The sequence below is a fragment of the Shewanella marinintestina genome, from assembly GCF_023283845.1.
Lineage (GTDB): Bacteria > Pseudomonadota > Gammaproteobacteria > Enterobacterales > Shewanellaceae > Shewanella > Shewanella marinintestina.
The window spans coordinates 254,388-275,320 of sequence record NZ_JAKILC010000003.1 but is presented as its reverse complement, the minus strand read 5'-3'; the positions used below and the strand labels follow the sequence as shown (position 1 = coordinate 275,320).

Sequence of the window (20,933 nt, the reverse complement as noted above, 5' to 3'; positions counted from 1 at the left end):
TTACGTCACAAAATGAGTCGCAGATCAAATTTTCAAACGATAAATTTAAACACTTGTTTGGATTTTGTTTTGGTTTGCGTTTGGTTTTGTGCTTTTAGGTTAAAAATTTCATAGGCTTACGAGTGTACGCTTAAATGAATTTATTTTTTAGTAAATTGATTTTGTTAGTGAAAAAGACTGCATAAATATATCAATATAGTAGAAATTGCATATGCTGTTATCAAACAGGCTTGTTAGATTTAAGCAAAAGTCGCCCCCCAAATGATAGCTAATGAGTTAACAATGTGGCGTTAGAACTCTGATAATAAGATTGAGTTTTAGAATTTTAAATTGCCTGAAACAGCTACCTAACTATGTTGAGAACAGCTAGATTTAAGTCAAACAAAATCGCGTTGAAATCAGTCTAGAAGTTTTGCTTGTGCGGCATTAATAGGCGCTGCGGGTGTGAGGGGCAATTACGGCAGTATTAATTTCGAAACTATTAATTCCGATACTATTAATTTCGTTATTATTAATTCAATTATGAAGCGGAGGGTAATAATAACGAGGCAAGTTTGTATTTACCTCGCTATTAAAAATTCACTTGAATTTAATCTTGATCGATAACTTCAATGAGTACATTACCATCGCTGCCTGAGGGCTGTTTTGTATCTGCAATCGTGGCAAGGGTTATGGCAATATCAACGGTTTCTACCGTACGTGATACCGTCTGCTGGTCAATGTTTTTTCCAGCAAAAATAAGCGGTACAAACGTGTCGTATCGCCAAGGTGAACCATGGCTTGATGCCACGCTTAGCCCATCAAATTCGTTAATGAAATAATGGGGTTTGAACACGATATAAATATCACCTGAACGTTGAGGGTGGTGGTTGTTTGAAACTAACTTTGCTACGCGGGTATCAGGTAAATGATTGTTGTTTATATCGCTGCTGGTGGCGCTAAAGGCAACACCGTGTAACTTAGTAATTTCATTGGCCACCGCACGTTGAACTTGCTCGGGGTTGAGCTGATATTTGGCTAGCGTAACGTGATTTAGATATAAGTAGGGCGTTTGAAACTTATTGATAAGTTTATCGCTTGAGGCAATTTTAAATTGCTGTTTAACAGCTTTAATCGCTGTTTCTGTTTCCCATTTATTTGGGTCTACGTATTGCGCATCTATGCCCATATTTTGTAGGTATTCTGGCGACTCAGGACTGCCGTGATCGGCTGAAAGTACGATCACGGTATTATCTAAGCCGACTTTTTTATCGATATAATTGAGTAGGTCGGCCAAGGTCTTATCAAGGTGAAGCAGATTATCTTCGGCTTCTAAGCTCGATGGACCAAAAATATGACCAACATAGTCGGTAGATGAAAAGCTTACCGAAAGATAGTCGGTGATCTCGTCTTGGCCAATGGCTTCATTCTCTATGAGTAATTTGGCAAAGTTTGCGGTGAGCTGATCACCGGCGGGGCTTAAGGTTAAAAAGGTAGTGAAGTACTTACCGTCGCCTGCGCCATATTGATGGGGAAAGGTTCGCCCAAAACCAGGAAAAGCAACTTCCCAATCTTGATCATCGTTGTTGGCAAATAAATAGCTGTTTTGCGGTTTAGCTAACTGCCAAGTTTTATTGGCATAGTGTTGCGCTGGCTTCGTGGCGTTATGCTGTTTTACCCAGTTTGGATAGTCTTGATAATAAAACTTTGAGCTGACAAATTCTCCCGATTTTTTAGAAAACCAGAAAGCTTTACCTGCATGACCAGCCATGGCTACAGCGCCTCGATCTTTCACTGATACGCCAAACACTTTGGCCTTACCATTGGTTTTAAGTGCTAGCTCATCACTGAAAGTCGATACTAAAATGTTCATTGGTGAACGACCTGAGGTACTAGCGGTTTTTTGAGTGGGGTCTATTTCTGTCTTTTTATTTACATCACCGTCGGCAGACAGTAGCGGATAACGAGGATCTTCAATATTGTAAACAGAGTGGCCTAGGCTGCGGTCATACCACACGTTGCCGACCATCCCGTGATTAGCAGGGTAGGCGCCAGTAGACAAGGTTGTGTGGCCTACTATGGTTTCGGTATTGGCGTGAGCATGTTGGGCATTTTGATAAACAATGCCTTTATTGAGTAGGTAATTAAAGCCACCTTCACCAAATCTGTCTTGATAGCGGTTTAGCATGTCACCGCGCAGTTGATCGACCGTAATTTGTAAAATGAGCTTTGGTGTTTCAGCCATAGCATCATGAGCGAATAACGCACTGGCTAAAGATAGCGTTAACATACTGATACTGGTGAATCTGGCTAAAGTAGGTAGAGGATTGCAAGATGTTAGCATTTGAATTCCTTATCTTAGTGCTACTCAAAAGTATTGATTAAGCTTACTACATACTTGGAAAGATCCACCATATAAGGCTAATAGGTATTAAAAAAGGGCTAATTCATAGCCCTTTTTATCGGTTTTAAAACTTGTTACCTCTAGTGGTTAACACTACTTGATAGCACGGCTCGATAACTCAGCCGCGCTTATTGGCTCGCGCATTCCCTTGAACTCGTTTATACATTTTACTTAAGCTTTTACCTTTAGCCCGCTTCTCAGCAATGCTTGCGCCATTGAGCGCTTGTTCACGCATCAACTTTTGAAAGCTTTGTAGGCGGCGCTCGGTTAACAAGCCTGCTTCAATAGCAGTTTGCACTGCGCAACCTGGCTCTTGTTCATGTTGGCAGTCGATAAACTTACATTGCTGCGCATATTTGACTAAGTCGGCGAAGGTTTCGTGCAAGCCTTCTTCACAATCAGCAAGTTGTAATTCACGCATTCCCGGCGTATCTAACAACAAACCACCGTTGGCGGTGATGTGCAATGAACGGCTTGTGGTAGTATGGCGGCCTTTGCTGTCATCTTGGCGAATATCCGAAGTTAACTGGCTTGCGTCGCCAAGCATGGCGTTAACTAGGGTCGACTTACCTACGCCTGATGAGCCTATAAAGGCAACTGTTTTGCCTTCGCTGCAATAGTTGCTTAAAGCCTTTGCGCTTTCACTATCTAAACCGTTAACGGTTTCAATCAGTAAGTTTGCATCTAGCTCGCGCAGAGATTCAATAAATGGGCTTAAGTCATCGCATAAATCAACTTTAGTTAGCACAATAACTGGCGTGACTTTTGCCTCATTCACTAGGGCTAAATAACGCTCGATACGGTTAACATTAAAGTCATCATTTAATGATGATACGATAAATACCCAGTCAAGGTTGGCGGCGATAAGCTGCTGCTCTACTTTTGAGCCTGCAGCCTTTCGACTAAAAAGTGCACTGCGCTCAAGTAATGATACAAAGTTATGTTGTTCATCTAAAAGTACCCAGTCGCCTACCGTCATTTCTGGCATAGCTTGATGGATAGCTAGGCTTGTTTCGCCGCTCTCTGTTAGCAGTTGATACTGACTACGGTGGTGGGCACTTACTCGTGCAACATAGGCATAATTTAGTGACTCTGTAATAAGCTGCTGCTGAAAAAATCCGTTCCAGCCCATTTGCTTTAAGCTTCTTAATAGCGCTATTGGTTTAGCCTGTACAGGAGCACTGCTAGCTGCAGTTGTTTTAGTTAGAGTGTTTGATTTTAAGTGGTTAAAACGATTTGATTTGGTCATGTAAACCCCAGCGCAAAGCGCCTGAATATTGATTCTGGGGGACTTTAAATAGATAAGTTCCCGGTATTGTTGTGCGGTACCGGGCAAAGCGCTTTTAAAAAGTCAGCAGAATAGGTAAGCATGATAAATATCATACAAACTCGCTCAAGTGACTTGCATGATAAACATGCCTAATACTGACTCTTGTTGTTAACAAGAGAGGGTACTTAAAGTGCTGCAGCTGCCCAGTTAGGGTTTACTACAATCATCAAATTCTCCAATTTATAAAGCTATCGTTAATAGGCTCGCTTGCTGTGTAAAACGCAACAACACAAGATTTGCAGGTAATTTAGCAACTCCTTAGTTGCAAGGCGAGATTTGCATCATTAATGTTACTTAATTTGTGCTCGTTCTCACATTTTTCTTGGGGATAACGGCCGTTATAGAGTGCTAGACGTATTAAACCTTAGCCTACGGTTTTTGTTTAAATTATGTTTGCAGTTGAGAGTGAAAATAGTCAATGAGTGTTAGGTAGCTGCTGCAAACAATATCAGCTTGGTTGGCGTAGTCTGGGATCAGGCTTGGTGTATAGAGAACACTTCTTGTGCCAGCGTTATTGGCGGTTTGAAGATCAAACAGATAATCGCCAACAAATAAAATATTTGCAGGCTTGATTTGCCATTTTGCACAGATCCGTTCAACGCCCTCTGGGTGGGGTTTCGCTTTGGCATCAAAACGAGTTAACAATGGGTCAAAATCAGTGCCGACTGTTAAGTCGAGGTTGGCTAGTGTGATGTGGGCGGCTTCTGGCATATTGCGGGTTAGAATCGCTTGCGGTATACGTAGGCTGGTTAAAAATGCCATCAGTTGTTGCGCACCAGCGATCCAGGTAGCGTCGTGTGAGCTTTCAAGCTCATAGTGCTTGATTATGGCATGTGTTTGCTCTGCCAGAGTGGGCTCTGTGATTGAATTTACGTAGCTTAATATATCGGTTCCGGGCTTGATACCGAGCTCAGCTCTTAATCCTTCAAAATTTGGGTTTGAGTTTGCCAAGGTGCCATCTAAATCAAAGATCACTCCTTTGATTTGATTAAAATCGACATGGCTATTGATGGTTATGCTCAATCAGAATTATCCTTAATCTGCGCAGATGAAATTAATTTCTTTAAACGATAGCTCGAACTCACCAGCTTGCTTGTCGGCGACTAAAAAGCCCAGTTGTTTAATATTGTTGAAGTTAAGTGCGGGCGCATCAACGCTGCGTCCTCGATACACGGCGGTAAAGTCACTAGGGCTGAGCAGCAGGGTTATCCAACTGTTTTTTTGGGTGTGAAAAGAGCTCGAGTAAGCAAAAGAATCCCATTGATTATCGATTCTAAGTCTTAATTGATAATCTCTACCATCGCCTTTGACCTGCAAGCGGATCATGTTTATGTCACTGGTAACCGGTGTTGATAATGATGTGCGAGTGGAAGCAAAACCGCCATTTTGTTCTAACGATAAAGTGCCCGAAAAAGTGGCAGTGCCCTTATCGATAGTAAGTCTACTTGCGGATATGCCACCCATTACTGTGTCGTTAATCATTCGCCATTGAGATGCTTGATTGAGTGCTAACGCAAACTCTTGTGCTTGAGCATTGCTTGGATAATGGGTTGTCATAATCAAAAGTACCGCCATGACCAAAATTGAGTAAATAGATTTTTTATTATGATGTTGTTTTTGTGCCAAATCACTATACATCTTTGGCAACGGCTTCACTATCGGTTGCATGTTTTTACCTTGCTAAAAGCTTGGTTTGATATTGATTACGAAACAAATGCACAAAAGGTTTATAGTGCTACGCCAAAATAAAAAAGCCACACTGAGGTGTGGCTATTTTTGAACGTCAATTTAGCTTACATAGCTCATCCATTCTGCTATTTCAGCAGGGTTACCGTAGGCTTTAAGCCAACGGATAAAGCTTTGAGGGCACCGAGTATGGAGGTTGAGTTGGCACCAAGCATCTAAAGAGGCTTGGGTATTATAGCCATCAATGTATGCGTTATAGGCTTTGTCTGCATGACGCCAAAAATTATGGTCAATGCGTCCACGTTCAGCAAGAAATGGATGGTCGCCTTTAGGCTGGATCTGCTTACAAACGTCAGTACTCAAATCAGTCAAAATTCGTTGTAGTACATCGGCGCCGATCTCATTGATCTCCAGTTCATCAATGCGAGCGATATCGTTACCTACGATCAAGCTTACGCGTTCAATTAAATAATCAGTATTGAGGTTAATTGCCATTTCATAGGCAAAAACATCCAGCCTGGCAAAGATACGGTCTCTAAACTCCTCTTTAGTGAAAACTTTATCTTTTAGCGCTTTGTTGTAGCTTTTACTATTAGGATGCTTACTCGTTAGCTCTTTTTGCAGTAGCGGGTATTCGCTTAAGTTCTCTTTTGGTAGCAGAGAAAGGAGGTGAATAAGCTCTGGCGTATTAACCATTAAGCTACCGAGTTCAGCTTGTGCTTTAGACGAAAGAGTTGTTGCCATTAGGACTCCATGTTGGCATACCTGTAGTTTCATATTACCTTGTTTTTATTCATTTCCAAATATTACTAACCAATACTAAGAGCCCGTGAGTTTTTTAGTAATTGTTAAGCAGGCAGACTGCGTTAATTGAATGATTAATGACTTTCTAAAGCTTCATGGACTCTCTAGCCAAGGATGGCCCCCAATCTGTTTATGCATCGCTACGGCGACTGGACAGAGTGAATTGGGATTGAGTGTCATTTCATTTCTTCGCTGCTTTATTTCTTTAGCCCCTCACTTTTTAAGTTTAGATTTCGTTTCTTTGTTGCCGTAAATCAATGCCGTGTAGCCATGTGATTAGGCTATTTTAGGTTTGCCTGTAATATGTTCGAGTTCAACACCTCTGTTGACTATTTTAATCATGTTTTAGTGCACCTAGGGTTGAAGCCTGCTTTATGTATAGCGGCATTACATTTCTGGATTTAATGATTTCTACTGTTTACCAATTTTCTTAATGATGTTTGGTGAAACGGCTCTCTTTACCATGTGCTCATCTTAACGGCGACCTTGATGACCTAAGCGGTTATGACCGATTCGTTGAGGCTGGGGGCAAATCCTCATAAATACCAATCACCACGTTCAAAGGATGGAGTGGTAACACAGGCATGATGCCTTTGTTTATTTATATAGAGAGAATGAATCATGAAAAAAGCATTACTTACTTGCGTATTATCTTCTGTTGTGGCTGTTTCTGCTATTGCGGTTTCACCTATTGCTGCCGCAAGCGACTTTACAATTAACCCTATGGTTGGCGCATCTAAAAATAAGGCAATGGGCACGAATGTAGCAGCGGGTCTTGAAGCCGGTTATAAGGACTTTATCTTAGGTTATACCTACACTGGCGAAACAGAAAAAGACAGTCAATCAACAAGCTTTAATATTGACGAGGCTTTTCCCGGTGGAGCGGATTTCCATACAATAGACGCATCTGTTTATCAGAAAGAAAAATATAAGGCGCATACTTTATATCTTGGTTATCAATTTCAGTTGGGAAGCGGTCATTTAGCGGTTAAGGCCGGCGCCGATTTTTCAAAATATGATGGCTCGCTAGGCTTTTCTGCTCAGGAAGTCGTCCCTGGTGGTGTTGCTCATAAAGCAGGGATGAATATTAAAGGCAAGAGTAATACCGAAGTGCGCCCAATGGTTGGTGTGGGTTATTACTTAGATAACGGTGTTAACTTTAACTTGCACTATACCTTCCAGACTGGTGCGCGCGACCTTAACTATAGTGCTAGTGGTTATATTGATGGCAACAGTGGTTCAACTCCGATAGGTAAAGGTAAAAACCATATGCAAAATAAAGATTTCGGCACTTGGATGTTTACTGTTGGTTACCGCTTCTAATCCAAATGATTGTATGAAAGCGCCCAAGGGCGCTTTTTTGCGTAAGAGGTATTTAGCGATGATGAAACACTTAGCTGCTACGATTATTTTAGTGGTGCTATTTATTTTAATTTTTGGCTGCAGTCAGCAATTTGCTAACACTCAAGCTGAGCTTAAATTTAATACAAGTATGCATTCATCGAGCTAGGATAGGCTTTAAAAGTCGCGCAGTCTTTTTTTGTTTAATGCATGGATTAAGTTCTGGCGGTAAGATCATTTTTTCGAGGGGGACAGATTTATTCAAAAAAGCTGCGATCCAGTGGAGAATGAATCGCAGCAAAACTTGATATTAAGCTATTGCGGGTGACGATAGGACTAATTCATAGTAAGTACTTGTGAGTCCGCATCTTGTAAATAACGCCATTCTACAAATTGAGGCGCTTGACCATCGTAGAACCAAATAACAGCAATTAACTGACTTGCGTGATTGGCTACTTTGACTTGTTTTGCCAGTTTGCCGTCAGTGAGTGGTCCTCTAAATAAACAAGAGTTGAAGTTAACCTTGTAACCAGTGCCATTAGCTTGATAATCATCGCAAAGTGAAAAATAACCGCGATTAGTATTTCCTTTATCTACATCGATTTGTAAGGTGTACGCCGATTGCAACTTGTTATCAGCGTCCACAATCAAATCATCTAGTGACGTTGGATCCGGAGCAGGATCTGGAGCCGGTGTAGTTGTTGTTGGTGGCGTAGTTGTGGTTACTGGTGCTGGAGTCGAAGGGGCTCCACCGTCATCATCTCCGCCTCCACCACATGCAGTTAAAAGAAACGCGCAACATACCATTAAGCTAACAGGACGATTAAACAGAGTGTTGATTTGAATATTCATGGCATGCTCCAATTTAGTTGTTGAAAATTAGTGAGTCATCGGCATTTTCATACCAAGTCGGGTTGGTGTTACCTGTGCTATCAGCTGCAAAGTCAACAAACTCAGTATAGGCATTGTCTAAACGCTCTTTCTCTTTAGGGTGCTTCCAGTCCACAGGGATCTCAATTGCCCATGCCATGCCGTTCTCATCTTGGAAGTATTGTGAGGCTCCAGGATTTGAAGCATCATCTCGAGCGCCAAAGTAGTTCGTAGAGAACTTATCTGTAGGTGCTTGGTTTTTTAAGTGGATCTCTAATTGACGACCCGGGTTAGCTCCAACAACATTTTTTGCCGCTAGACCATGGTCAGTATTTGGCGTTGCGAAAATGAATGGGTCATAAGGGAAAGCTGGCACAATACTTTCGTCGACAGGTGTATCAAACGGAATATCTAATGACCAAGTAGTTCTAAATGCGGTTTCACATCCAGTTTCTGTTCTTAGGTATTCACAGCCCTGCTCGAGGGTGACGTAGTCAGATAGATCTTGAGTAAACACAAATACCGCATTGGTTTGCCCAGTTTCTAAAGGTGACTCTGTTTGCTCGATATTATCAATCGACCAACTAATAAGAGACTCTTTGATTTTTCCACGGCTAACTCCTGGTAAATGAACCGCGAAACCATTGTGATACGCTGCGCCCATTGCAGCTAGCTGCGCTTCAAAACCAATGCGTCTTACCTTGTTATTTTTAACATACTCAATGATGCGTAATTGTACGACGACATCATTCATATCAAAGTCACCTTGGTCAGGATAAAGATCCTCATAGGCAAGGGTGGTAAAGGTTGAAGATGAAGGGTAGTAATTAATGGTGACGCCAGTTTCTGTTAAATTAACGGCGTAATCCTCGACTTCACCATCGCCGACACCACCTGTAGGCGTAATGTCTCGTTGAGTACTTAAACGAAAACGTGCCCAAGTAGGTCCTGCTTTTGCCCAGCTTGGAACTTCAATGCTGAGTGTGTTTTGACCATCATCAATACGTTCACCAAGGATTATTTGCTCTTCTAAGTCAAACTCACCATTTTGGTTCCAATCAAACCAGGCATTAAGAAATCCATCACCACCAGTGGCGTCCACTAGAATTATTGCGGTTTCACCTAGCTCAAAGCCTGTTGGCATGGAGATCCCGTCTTCATCGTCTGCATTATCACTAGCATCATCTGACAGAGGAGAGGCATAACCGTCCGATTCATTATCGACGCTGCTACCAAGATACAAGCTATTACTAATTGTGTGTCGAGCACCGTTAGAGGCTAACAAGGTGCCGTAGGAGTCTGGAGCATCACCAAAGTCGACAGTGTCACCCACTACGACTTCAGCTAATGCACAGCGTGCGCCGTCATTACTTGAAGAGGATGGACCATAAGCAAATAGTACTGCGCTTGGTGAAGGAGAGTCGACATTTACTTTGTAGATATTACCGTTACTGTTGTTGCTGACGTAAAGATTACCGTCTGGGTCAAAGAATTGTGCGCCAAAGATAAAGTTACCCGAGGTTGAGGTGATAACTGTACCTAAATTAGTTGCTTCTGCTGAGCTTGGGTCAATACGCAGTAGCTTACCGGTAGATCCATTGCTGATACTGTACATGTAACCGTCTGTCGGATGAAAAGCTAAATCGGTAATATTGTAGGTGGCATTATTTTTACTGCCAGGTACTAATGTCATGTTATAGCTAGCGGGGTTATCAAGAGGGATTTTGAATAAGCCTTTACCTTTACTGTAGCCGTACCAAGTGTTCTCGCTAATCGCGACATCACCCACATAAAAGTTCCCGGCAGAGGCTGATGATGCGTCTTTGTTAACGGTTAGAGCAACAATTTGATAATCGTCACCTGCACGACCTAAAGAGCCTGAGGCATAATCCCAACCATATAAATAGTTGTCGTGATAGTTAAAACCTACACCGTTGTAGCCGCTGCCAGTCCCCATATCATCAGAGAGCTCCACATAACTACCAGTGGCTAAGTTAACGCCATAACTCTTAGGAGTGTTGGATTGTTTCTGGATGACAAAAGCCTCTGTAGGACATGCACTAAAAGGGTCTGATGCGCTGACATTAGCTGAAATGAGCACGCTTAAAATTAACGGGGAGCAGCTTAATGGGATCTTCTTGGATATTTTCATAATGCATCTCTCACAGTCTTGTTATCAATGTATCTTGATAAAGCATAAGCTGTGCCAATAATGGTAGTGATTTAATATCAATGGCTTACGTGTTTTCGTTTGTTGCTTTTGTCGTTTCATTCGCATTTTGCAAATCAAAAAAACAAACTGTTATTGTTAAAAATGTGGAGATTTATTTATCCGTGGAAGGTCGTTTTATAACGTTGTGAACTAGAGCGACTAAGCGGCTTATTAAGTTGTTGGTAACTTAAAATACTTAAGCGAAATAAGCGCTTTGGGCATCTAATGTAGATGTATTACACTCGACTCAATATGCTGCAGCTTGTAACAATCTGGATGTTTAATACTGGGAGTATTGTGAGTGAGAAAATTGACCGCGATAATGTGTATGTTGCTACCAAGCAGTATGGCAAATGCTGAAGATGTATATGAAATTGGTCCTGATTCACCTAAAGAAGATGAGTGGAACTACCTTATTGCTTTTCCTATGGTGTGGGCGCCAGACATCTCTGGAGCCATCTCTGCCGATACTGAGCGGGTTGATATTGATGTCCCCTTTAAAAACATCGTCGATAACCTTAACTTTGGCGTGATTGGTGAGCTTTATGCACAAAAAGGTAACTGGCTTTATAGCTTACGGGTTAACTACCTAAGGATAAAAAGCGATAGTCAAACAGTGGGGCTAAAAGGGCCAATAACCGGTGGCATTATCTCTCCAGGGCACAATATTGAGACTGATATGCATTTAGCGGTGAATGACTTTCTCGCCGGTTATGAGGTTTCGCCAGGTCTTAGACTATTTACGGGCGTACGGCATGTTTTTAGTAAGATTGATTTGAACGTTACGCCGCTTAAGTATGATGGACTTATTAATATTAACGCAGAGGTTCCTGTTGCAGATGAACACCTTTTCGATTGGTTAGTGGGGGCAACTTACCGCCACTGGTTTACCGAATCGTGGGGTATGTCAGTAGGCGCAGATACAAAGATCTACGGTGATAACGACAGAGATTTTGGTTTTAATGCCACCGCCTTATATCGTTTTGGCCACCTGCATAATGTTTGGGTCGGTTATCGTTACTTACAAATTGGCAATGACTCACACCGTGATGGAGTCAAGTACGAGATGGATTTCATTGAAAAAGGCCCGCAAATAGGCTGGGCCTTCAGTTTTTAATCTCGTGTCCCGTACTAAGTTATAGTTGCTTGCTGTAACTTAGTACGCCGTAGCCATGCCATTTATCACTGTCTGACTCATATTCTTTAGTATATAAATCAAAGCTCCAACTGACTGACCAAGTGGGAAAAGCCCAAATCACTCCGGTGCTTGCTTTTGCCTGTTGATGCTGAATCTGCACGTAAGAGTCATAAGGTAGAGAGCCATCTATGGTCAAATCATTAAATCGGTAACCGGCTTGTGCTCGGGCATATACCGTCCAGCTGCCCCTTTGGCGGGCGCTATTACTGTATTGGCCATAGTGGCCATCGTGGCTGCTCAATTGACCAAAAGATTGTGCTAAATCATCCCCCCATCTGAACGTTAGACCTAAGTTAGCCTCAGAGCGAAAATTGCCTAGCATATTATGGCTATAACCACTTAACTCCCACTGACTATCTTTTCCGGCAGGCTGTCTGGTAAACAAAGAATCGACCTCGTAAGCCAGTTGTACAGTGAGCTGATTTTCTACTTGGTATTTCCACCCATTTGGTGATGTTGAATCTGTTATTTTATGTACAAACTCTTGCATCGTTTGTGCACCGGAAGCTGGGCCTATAACACCAATGCTGAACCAATTTTTTTGCGCTAAGATTTCGCTAAAACTACCGGTAAAGCTCTCAAGCTCTAATAAACCGGCATAGGGACGATCAAAGGGTTGGGCGTAATCATATTCAATCTCTTTTGGTGTCCATAATCTTTGATAAATTTTAGCGCCCCATTGCACAGTTTGTTTTGTGCCTTCAGTGGTAGCTCTTAACTGCTTTTGCCAATTAAAAGGCCAAGGTGCTTGGCTAAAGTCTGCTTGTGGTAATTCTTGCCAGCCTAAAACAAAGCCATTGGAATAATCGCCATCTTGGCCAATAACGACATCATTATCAAAACTAAGGTGCCATTGAGAGGCGGAAAGGGTGAGGGGCAAACACAGTAGTGCGCTAGACAAGGTTAGAGAGCGGTAACGTAACGGCAATAATAAGGCCAATGTATGCTCCTCAAAGTTTAGTGTGGATGTATGATTTCAGGCAAAATTTTACATTCAGACTAACCCACCCAGCATAGCGTTAAAGGGTTTTATTGTGCAAATAAATTTGTTTACAGTTTTGAACTGACATAATTAAACATTAGTGTTGGCTTATTTAATTGATTTGTTTGATGTTTATCAAGTTCAGTATTTACTTATTAGTTTTTTATTCTGTTATTTTTGGTTTTACGTTGTTTATTGGATTGTTTTGGAGTTATTTCTAAATTATTAGGGTTTTTATGCTGCTGATTAACTTTAGTTTTGTAACTATTAAAGAGTGGATAAATCAACATGAACTTACTTAACTGATTGAAATTGTTATCTTTAGTTCTGGGTTGGCTGCGGCTGTCATTGATGTGTTTGTCGATAAAAAGCCTTACGTGTACATTAAATTTCATGACTGTGAATCCGCTCTGTTTTTAAACAAATTATAGTTGACCTTGTTTTTGAACAGGCGTAGATTCGCGCCCTCTTAAAATGGTGGCTTTTTAGTCACTGCAATTTAGCGCATTACATTAGGCTTTTGGTTTTAGGTTCTTAATCTTTGTGTATTGCTAATGTTGGGTGTCGAATGTACCTGATACGTTCGACGTTGGATTTTACGTTCCTGTTATCTATTTAAATTGGCCGTACATTAATGCCTACGATTATCAATAAAGCTATGAAGGTAAACCTTCCGTGGCTCTTTATTGCTATGGTTCTGCTCTGTAATGTGATTTCGTATTACATGGTGCATTACCGTTTATATAAAACATTTTCAGCTAAAGTGGTAAGGCTTGATAACTCATATTTGGCTGGGCTTACTGCAGCGAATAAGCATTTAACTGACTTGCAAGGTAAGTTAAAAAACCTGACGACAGCAGGCTGTTCCGCTGAGCTAGTTGATACGCTAAGAAACTATATTTTAACGTCACAAGAGCAAGATATTGTTTGGTTAAAGTTTACTGACGAGCCGCTTATATGTTCGGCGCTGGGGGTGACTCGCGCCTTTGGTCCTCATTATAACCATATTTATCAATCGAATGAGTTAGGCCTTGATTTGTATCAGCCAGTTAAAGCTAACTCCTCAAATGCGGTTGAACCGATTTATCTAGGAAAGCGTGCAGATCAATACAGACTGTTTGTTAGTACTGAGACAATTCAAGATCAACTTGATATTTTAGCGGGCAGTAAACTCTGTAGTGGTTTGATTGTACATTTAGCAAACGGTAAAGAGTTACTAAGATTTAATGTCGATAAGTTTGATAGTGAGCTTGTTGAGTTTAAGTCAGGCACTACGGATCTGCGTTATCAATTTGGCCTGAATAACCAATATAAACAGCTATTAAGATTACATTACTTTTTTGTGTCTATCATTGCACTAGCAATGATTCTACTGAGTGGATTTTTACTAAGAGGGATATTAACCCAAGTTTTGTTGTATCGAAACTTCGCTCAAGGATTAAAAAGAAATGAGTTTTACCTCGTTTATCAACCAATAGTTGATGCTGCAACCAGTTCAACATTAGGAGTTGAAGCACTTTTAAGGTGGCGTAGCCAAGATGGAACAACTAAGAATACCGCTAGCTTTATCGGTGAATTAGAGCTGTCACCATTAATGCCTAAAGTGACTCGATGGGTCGTTACTACCGCGCTAACAGAGTTGCATAGCAAACTTGATGGCAAAGGCTTAGCTTGGTGCAGTATTAATATAAGCGCTAAAGAAATTGAGTTAGGACAAATGGGGGCATTTTTACAAGATCTTGCAGCTGAAGGGTATCCGGTAGAGTATTTAAGCTTTGAATTGACCGAACGGATCCCAATTTCAGACTGGAATAAGCTGAGAGAGTTTATTGCTGTTTGTCAGGAGCTAGGTTGTAAAGTTGAGCTAGACGACGTAGGTACGGGCTATGGTGGTAATTTATGGCTACAAAACTTGGAATTCGATTACCTTAAAATAGACCAGCAATTTGTTAGTCGTTTAGGCTGCGCTGGTAGCAAACTGTCTTTAATATTGTCTTATATAGCGATAGCCGAAGAACTTGATATTGATGTAATTGCAGAAGGGGTCGAGACTCAAACTCAGGCCGATATCTTGAGCTCACTCGGCGTACACTTGCATCAAGGTTGGCTTTATTCAAAAGCCTTAACAGCAACAGATTTGATGCTTACTGACTAAATAAAGAGTTATTTAGTCAGTATCTAACTTAAAAAGGCCCTATTGCAACGAATATGTAATAGGGCTTTTTTGTTGCGCTAGCAATATATGGTCGTGACATGTAGCCAAAGTGGCGAACAAAAGTCACATATTTACTATCTTGTTGCCTTAAAGATTTGTGAAAATGATGGTGGCTGATGAATATCAATTGGAATGTTTAACTTTCTGGCGACGTCGTTCGCTGCAATAAGGCCACGTATATGGTGTAACTCGTGGTCAATAACTAACATGTGATGTAGCCCGTTTTCCTCTAAAGCTCTAACGACATCACTAACTTTTGCCGTGGCGACTTGATGATAGTCCAGCGCCATTAAGCCTTCTCTTGCAACCATCATATCGGTAACTTGAAGGTCGTTAATATGCATTGAGTTTTTGGTCGCTAATTTCATCATCTTGCTGTGTGACAATTCATATTGAGTAATGATCCCAAGAAACCGATTGGTTGTGTCAACAACTAGACGCATAAAAGCATGGGTCTTAACCATGATCTCAGCGGTATCTACAGCGCTTGCTGAAGAATCGATAACCATAGGCTGAGAATGGTCAAAATCAGTGAAAATTGAGAGGGCAGGTGAGTCGAGATTGGCTGAGTATTCTTTTTGTGACCACATTAAATGGTCAATTGAGGCTGTGCTAAATAATTCTAGGTTTCTCATCAGTATGCTCCATGAATATTTATGGCTGACGGAGATGGCAAAATGTGATCTCTGTTCCATATGTTTATTAACCTATTCCTGTAGTAGGGATTGGTCAATAAAGATGAATCACAATTAATTTTAGTTACTTTTTTGTCTTAGTTGTTAACTATAGGTTGTTTTTTGCTCGGTAATTTTTTCTGCGTAGTTGTTATGACGATGACTTAACGGCTTTATTATTGAATAAATAGCTTTTTCTCTTGGTAGTTGCAGTAAAAATATAAGATGAGTAGGCTGGCATTAAAAAATGTATAGGTTAAATAATAATGAACCAAACTATAGAGACCATTTTACAGCATCGTTCTATTAGGCATTTTACTGAGCAGACTATTGAAGCTGACAAGTTAGACTTGATCCTACAATGTGCCAATGCCGCTTCGAGCTCCAGTTTTATCCAATGTACCAGTGTGATAAGAATTACTAATCAAGATAAGCGTTCTAAAATTGCCGAATTAGCAGGTGGGCAAAGTTATGTCGAAACTGCAGCGGAGTTTTTAGTCTTTTGTGCTGATTTTAATCGTCATCTACAGGTGAGCCCTAATGCGCAATTAGGTTTTACTGAGCAAACCTTAATTGGCGCTATTGATACCGGTTTAATGGGGCAAAATGCACTGTTAGCGGCTGAATCTATGGGTCTTGGTGGTGTATACATTGGCGGGATCCGTAATGATCCCTATAAAGTAACGCAACTATTGGATTTACCCCAGTATGTAGTGCCGTTATTTGGAATGTGCATTGGTTACCCAGCGAAAGTCCCCGAAAAGAAGCCGCGCTTACCTTTGAGCATTGTTGTGCATCAGGAATGTTATCAAGTAATAGATCGCAATGAATTAGCACAATACGACCAACATATTAGAGACTATTACGCAGCGCGGAGCAGTAACAACAAGCAAATCTCTTGGTCTGAGCAGGTTAGTGCTACCTTAGACAAAGAGTCGCGACCGTTTATGCAAGCATTTTTGGAAAGTCAGGGACTTAGTACTCGATAATCTTAACGCTAAAGAAACTTATCGAGTATTAGCTTTGGTTGTGGGCTCAATGATGAGTTATTAGATGACATTTTTTATCTATGAGCTTATTTAGGTTGATCATTTAAATTTCTTATTACTTTAACGAAAACTTTCAAAATTTGTGTCGATAAAGTATTAAATGATAGTTTGCGTTCATTAATCTTGTTGTTATTAACTAAACTAGATGTACATTCAATTAAGGCGTCTAGGATCGATTATGAAGCACATAGGTTTAATTATCGCGTTATTGGCTTTTTCTGCTCACAGTTATGCATTAGAGCTTACGAGTACAGATATCAAAGAAGGACAGTTGATGTCATCGAAATTTGAATACAATGGCATGGGCTGTAAAGGGCTAAATTTATCACCGCAATTGTCTTGGAAAAACGCACCTAAAGGCACAAAAAGCTTTGCGATAACGGCTTTTGACCCTGATGCGCCAACAGGCAGTGGCTGGTGGCATTGGACGGTACTCAACATTCCTGCAGACACGGCATCAGTAGCACAAGGCGCATCAGGTAAAGTCAATATTGGTCTTGAAACAAGAACTGATTATGGTAAGCCGGGTTACGGTGGAGTTTGCCCGCCAGAAGGCGATGGAATGCACCGTTATCAATTTACGATTTGGGCATTACCAGAAGCTAAAATCGATTTGCCTAGCGACATATCTCCGGCTGTAGTCGGCTTTACATTGAATAAAATGGCAATAGATAAAGCCGTATTAACAGCAACCTATGTGCGTTAGTTTTTATAGCCTTGCCTAGTTAAAATCGACTGCCTAGCCTGTGCTAGGCAGAAAGCTTAGTTAGAAATAGATCTAATGTTATCTTAGCTAAGCATTACATGGGTGTTGGTTGCAGGGAATAGAGTTGAGTTCACTAGTTAAAATTGATCGATATTACAGTCACAAGCCACAACCGTTACGCAATGTTCCTGTATTTACGCCAAGTATTATTGCCGTTACTGCAGGTGTAAAGCATCTGCAATGGCAGGGACAATCGCTGCGCTTTAACCGGCTCAATTGGTTATTAGCCGCTGAAAATCAGCCGCTGACTTTTATTAATGAACCTGCACAAGATAAATTTCAATCTGTTCAAATATCATTTAAATCTTTGCCATCATCAGCATTGCTTAAGCAAATATCGACTGCTGATAAAGAACTGTTACAACCGCCTAGCATTGAGGTGAATGATAACCTTAAGTTTGCATGGTCACAGTTAATAGCCATGGCAGATTTACCATTAAGTACGGCTGCTCAGCAGTATTATTTAGATGGTTTTTATCAGCAGCTTCATGAAGTAGGAGCTTTATCGCAACTGTTTGCAGATGAGCTATTTTCTTTACGGCAAAAAGTGAGTCGTTATCTATCTACTGATCCTGCGAACCATCACAGCATAGAAAGCACCTCAGCGCAGTTTGCGATGAGCCCAGCGACATTTATGCGTCATTTAAGTAAAGAAAATGCGTCATTTAGAGAAATTCTAGCTGAAGTACGAATGCTTAATGCTATCAGTATTATGCAGTCGGTCAATTTCCGTAAAAAGCAACCTTTGAGCCAGCTGGAGCTTGCATTTCGATGCGGCTATCAATCAGAAAGTCGATTTAGTCAGCGCTTTAAAGCTCAATTTGGGGTCTCTTTAAAGCAGTACCAACAAACAATTGCTTGCTGAATAGTTGTTAAATCAAAGGGCTAAATATATCTGCTTTTAATAGAGAAATATTGAATGGATTTTTTGGCTTAAAAGCCTGTGGCGCATGGAATACAGGCTATAATTAATCATGAAAAGCGTATTTTAGAAAGTGACGTAAGTCGGTAGGAAAGTCGTAAGTAAAGTAGGAAGTAAAGTTAGTTGAGCATTGTAGCTTGTGTGTTTGAGCAATGTGAAAGTTAGCTTGTTTGTAGGTAATCGTCACTGCTCTAAGAGCAGCAACCACGTTATTTGGGGCTTAAATCGTGGTCAACGAGGGATGAAGCATAGCCCGGTTATCGCTATATGACTCGCTTCCCGCGACGCGCTTTTCACTCATCTACTTATCATCTATACCCAAGGCTTACTATTGAGTAAGCCTCTTTTATGCGCGCTATAAACTCAACCGCGGATTTATGTTGAGCACTTTGATTTTACGGTAATATATTAGTCAGGATTAAGCTGTATTTACTAACGTCTTTTACCACTGATTTAAGTTTAGAATATTAGCGAGAGTTGCATCAATGTCTGAGATCACCTTGTGATCAATATCCTTGTATTGGATAGCCAGCTAGTTTGATAAAGCTGTTGAGTATGTGAAATGCAGATAATTTATACTGAATAGGCCTTATTCTGTTACCTAGATCAAATGTTGAATTTCACAAAATATTGCGCGCTCACAAGACGACTTTTTGAACCTAGCTGATAATCGAAAATTTTATTATAATGTGTCTTTAAAAGGTGGATCCTTTAGTGGCCATTTTATCAATGGTGCATTAAGCCTGATCCAACAATTTATTCATTAAAGAGAAAATGCCATGAGCGCTATCCCACCATGCCCAAAATGTGAGTCAATCTACGTATACGAAGATGGCTCAAACCTAGTTTGCCCAGAATGTGCTCATGAATGGAACCCGAACGAAGTTATCGTTGATCCAGATGCAATCATCTTAAAAGATGCTGTAGGCAACCTACTAGCAGAAGAAGACAAAGTCACGCTAATTAAAGACCTTAAAGTTAAAGGTTCATCGCTTATCCTGAAAGTAGGTACTAAAGCGGTTATTAAGCGTTTTGTTGATGCTGACCACGATATTGACTGTAAAGTTGATGGCCACGGCCAGATGATGCTTAAGTCTAAGTTTGTTAGAAAGCAAAACTAATCAGCTGGCTATGAAATAAAAGCTGTTTTGAAACATAAGCTGATATGAAGAAACCTGCCTAGTGCAGGTTTTTTTGTATCTGAATATCTATGTGGGATTAAACTCGGTACAAGGAGCTACAGTAGGTAAACCTAAGTGTAATGAATACATTCTCTATCTTTAGCCATGTGGAATGAATACCTCTATGTGGCTACATGTATTGCAATAGTAGAGTTGGTTTGAATTTTATATAGAGTTCGGTAAACAACAGATACAAAAAAGCCGCTAAATCCGTCTGGTAGGGATTTAGCGGCCTTTGAAGGTTATTGCTAACCTAGTATTGGTGGAGGCGGCGGGGCTCGGTATTGGTGCTTACCTATTTGTTTTAATGTGCTTTATTTATTGGTTTTTACTTAGGTGTTACTTTTGGTGTTACATTAAAGTCTGGTCACTTTTAAATAATTTTAAAATATTTTATGTCGCTTAAACGATACAGCTGAAAACGAAGTTAACAGACATGTTTATTTAAGTTTGTTTCAGATACCAAGCTCGTGGCGTGATACCGAATTGACGTTGAAATGCGCGAGAAAATGCAACGCTTCCGCTGTACCCCACCTCTAAACATACAGATTTGATTGGTTCTCCCTTCATCAGCAACTTTTTAGCTAACAGCAGCCGAGCCTCTGTGACGTAGCTGAGAGGCGGTTGTCCAATGGTTTGATTAAATAATGCTGCAAACCTAGCACGTGACATCCCAACTTTATTCGCTAACTCATCAATGGTCCATGGGTAATCTATTTGTTTGTGGATTATTTCGATGGCTTTTGAAAGCTTGGGATCTGATAAAGCTGATAAAACACCTTCTTGGCATATTCTGTTTTCAACTAAATAACGAAGTATCAATAACAGCAGTAGATCAAGTAAAGTTGAGATGATGGCAGCTTGAGCAAAACGTGATGTAAAAGCCTCAACAAATAACATGTTGATTGTGTCAGATAGACTTTCTAATTCGCTAAGAGGGAGAACTATAGCATCGGGTAGAGCTCGGTATAGTGGCGAATCTTTAAAGTTTAGGTTGGCACATACAACATCACAACCATCTAAGGTTTGCGGTTGGAGACGATGGGCTTTCCCTTTGGGGTAAATAATGAGTGTTGGTTCAATGATTCTATGCGTTAAGCCATGCTCTTCGAATAGAAGCATCTCTCCGGTTCTAACTAAGTGCAATATCCCACCTGCAGGGTGCTCTGTACTTGAAGAGCTTCCACATAAATTACCTGAGAAGAATAAGTTCGCTTTGGGTTCTGCATGAGATATTAATGCGGATAAGGTATCCATTTGAGACTCTGGGTATGTATATCAAGATTAATAGTGATAAATCGTATTACTGATAGTGTCAAT

At 40.7% G+C, this 20,933-nt stretch carries 18 protein-coding genes; 8 read left to right on the top strand and 10 right to left on the bottom strand.

The window, feature by feature from the left end; genetic code table 11:
• Positions 1–589 precede the first annotated feature (589 nt).
• The 5 genes from L2747_RS05170 to L2747_RS05150 all read right to left on the bottom strand — a co-directional run bounded on the left by L2747_RS05170 (position 590) and on the right by L2747_RS05150 (position 6,143).
• A complete protein-coding gene (locus tag L2747_RS05170; RefSeq protein ID WP_248998022.1) occupies positions 590–2,323 on the bottom strand; it encodes an alkaline phosphatase family protein in 1,734 nt (577 codons plus the stop codon).
• A 178-nt stretch (positions 2,324–2,501) separates the two neighbouring features.
• Positions 2,502–3,632 (bottom strand): ribosome small subunit-dependent GTPase A, encoded by a 1,131-nt coding sequence (gene rsgA, locus L2747_RS05165; protein ID WP_248998021.1) that lies wholly within the window; start codon positions 3,630–3,632, stop codon positions 2,502–2,504.
• 468 nt (positions 3,633–4,100) lie between these two features.
• Complete coding sequence (locus L2747_RS05160) at positions 4,101–4,736, bottom strand: HAD family hydrolase (RefSeq protein WP_248998020.1); 636 nt, start codon at positions 4,734–4,736, stop codon at positions 4,101–4,103.
• A gap of 12 nt (positions 4,737–4,748) precedes the next feature.
• The gene (locus L2747_RS05155) at positions 4,749–5,381 is read right to left on the bottom strand and encodes a CIA30 family protein (protein ID WP_248998019.1); all 633 of its coding nucleotides are present in this window, start codon (positions 5,379–5,381) and stop codon (positions 4,749–4,751) included.
• Between the two features lie 120 nt (positions 5,382–5,501).
• Positions 5,502–6,143 carry a hypothetical protein gene (locus L2747_RS05150; RefSeq protein WP_248998018.1) on the bottom strand — a complete coding sequence of 214 codons (642 nt, stop codon included), beginning with the start codon at positions 6,141–6,143 and terminating at the stop codon, positions 5,502–5,504.
• A 681-nt stretch (positions 6,144–6,824) separates the two neighbouring features.
• Here L2747_RS05150 and L2747_RS05145 point away from each other — a divergent pair.
• Entirely contained in the window at positions 6,825–7,526 is a 702-nt protein-coding gene (locus L2747_RS05145) for a hypothetical protein (protein ID WP_248998017.1), read from the top strand.
• A 58-nt stretch (positions 7,527–7,584) separates the two neighbouring features.
• Positions 7,585–7,713, top strand: a complete 129-nt coding sequence (locus tag L2747_RS21395; RefSeq protein WP_283107187.1) for a hypothetical protein — start codon at positions 7,585–7,587, stop codon at positions 7,711–7,713.
• A 167-nt stretch (positions 7,714–7,880) separates the two neighbouring features.
• On the opposite strand, the gene L2747_RS05140 is transcribed toward L2747_RS21395, so the two are convergent.
• Both L2747_RS05140 and L2747_RS05135 read right to left on the bottom strand, forming a co-directional pair.
• Positions 7,881–8,396, bottom strand: a complete 516-nt coding sequence (locus L2747_RS05140; protein WP_248998016.1) for a hypothetical protein — start codon at positions 8,394–8,396, stop codon at positions 7,881–7,883.
• A 13-nt stretch (positions 8,397–8,409) separates the two neighbouring features.
• Positions 8,410–10,566: an LruC domain-containing protein gene (locus L2747_RS05135; protein WP_248998015.1), complete on the bottom strand. Its 2,157-nt coding sequence runs from the start codon at positions 10,564–10,566 to the stop codon at positions 8,410–8,412.
• A gap of 361 nt (positions 10,567–10,927) precedes the next feature.
• Between L2747_RS05135 and L2747_RS05130 the strand changes: the two genes are divergently transcribed.
• The gene (locus L2747_RS05130; RefSeq protein WP_248998014.1) at positions 10,928–11,743 is read left to right on the top strand and encodes a hypothetical protein; all 816 of its coding nucleotides are present in this window, start codon (positions 10,928–10,930) and stop codon (positions 11,741–11,743) included.
• 19 nt (positions 11,744–11,762) lie between these two features.
• On the opposite strand, the gene L2747_RS05125 is transcribed toward L2747_RS05130, so the two are convergent.
• A complete protein-coding gene (locus L2747_RS05125; protein WP_248998013.1) occupies positions 11,763–12,764 on the bottom strand; it encodes a lipid A deacylase LpxR family protein in 1,002 nt (333 codons plus the stop codon).
• Between the two features lie 676 nt (positions 12,765–13,440).
• Here L2747_RS05125 and L2747_RS05120 point away from each other — a divergent pair.
• Positions 13,441–14,961 (top strand): EAL domain-containing protein, encoded by a 1,521-nt coding sequence (locus L2747_RS05120; protein ID WP_248998012.1) that lies wholly within the window; start codon positions 13,441–13,443, stop codon positions 14,959–14,961.
• A gap of 134 nt (positions 14,962–15,095) precedes the next feature.
• Here the strand turns inward: L2747_RS05120 and L2747_RS05115 are convergent, their stop codons facing one another.
• Positions 15,096–15,656 carry a CBS domain-containing protein gene (locus L2747_RS05115; RefSeq protein ID WP_248998011.1) on the bottom strand — a complete coding sequence of 187 codons (561 nt, stop codon included), beginning with the start codon at positions 15,654–15,656 and terminating at the stop codon, positions 15,096–15,098.
• Between the two features lie 305 nt (positions 15,657–15,961).
• On the opposite strand from L2747_RS05115, the gene nfsA reads away from it, so the two are divergent.
• From nfsA to L2747_RS05095, 4 genes are all read left to right on the top strand, one after another.
• Positions 15,962–16,684, top strand: coding sequence for an oxygen-insensitive NADPH nitroreductase (gene nfsA, locus L2747_RS05110; protein WP_248998010.1), 723 nt, complete (start codon positions 15,962–15,964; stop codon positions 16,682–16,684).
• A 238-nt stretch (positions 16,685–16,922) separates the two neighbouring features.
• Positions 16,923–17,450: a YbhB/YbcL family Raf kinase inhibitor-like protein gene (locus tag L2747_RS05105; RefSeq protein ID WP_248998009.1), complete on the top strand. Its 528-nt coding sequence runs from the start codon at positions 16,923–16,925 to the stop codon at positions 17,448–17,450.
• 124 nt (positions 17,451–17,574) lie between these two features.
• Positions 17,575–18,375, top strand: coding sequence for a helix-turn-helix transcriptional regulator (locus L2747_RS05100; RefSeq protein ID WP_248998008.1), 801 nt, complete (start codon positions 17,575–17,577; stop codon positions 18,373–18,375).
• 836 nt (positions 18,376–19,211) lie between these two features.
• Positions 19,212–19,553, top strand: a complete 342-nt coding sequence (locus tag L2747_RS05095; protein WP_248998007.1) for a zinc ribbon domain-containing protein YjdM — start codon at positions 19,212–19,214, stop codon at positions 19,551–19,553.
• Between the two features lie 504 nt (positions 19,554–20,057).
• Here the strand turns inward: L2747_RS05095 and L2747_RS05090 are convergent.
• Positions 20,058–20,870, bottom strand: coding sequence for an AraC family transcriptional regulator (locus L2747_RS05090; protein WP_248998006.1), 813 nt, complete (start codon positions 20,868–20,870; stop codon positions 20,058–20,060).
• Positions 20,871–20,933 lie beyond the last annotated feature (63 nt).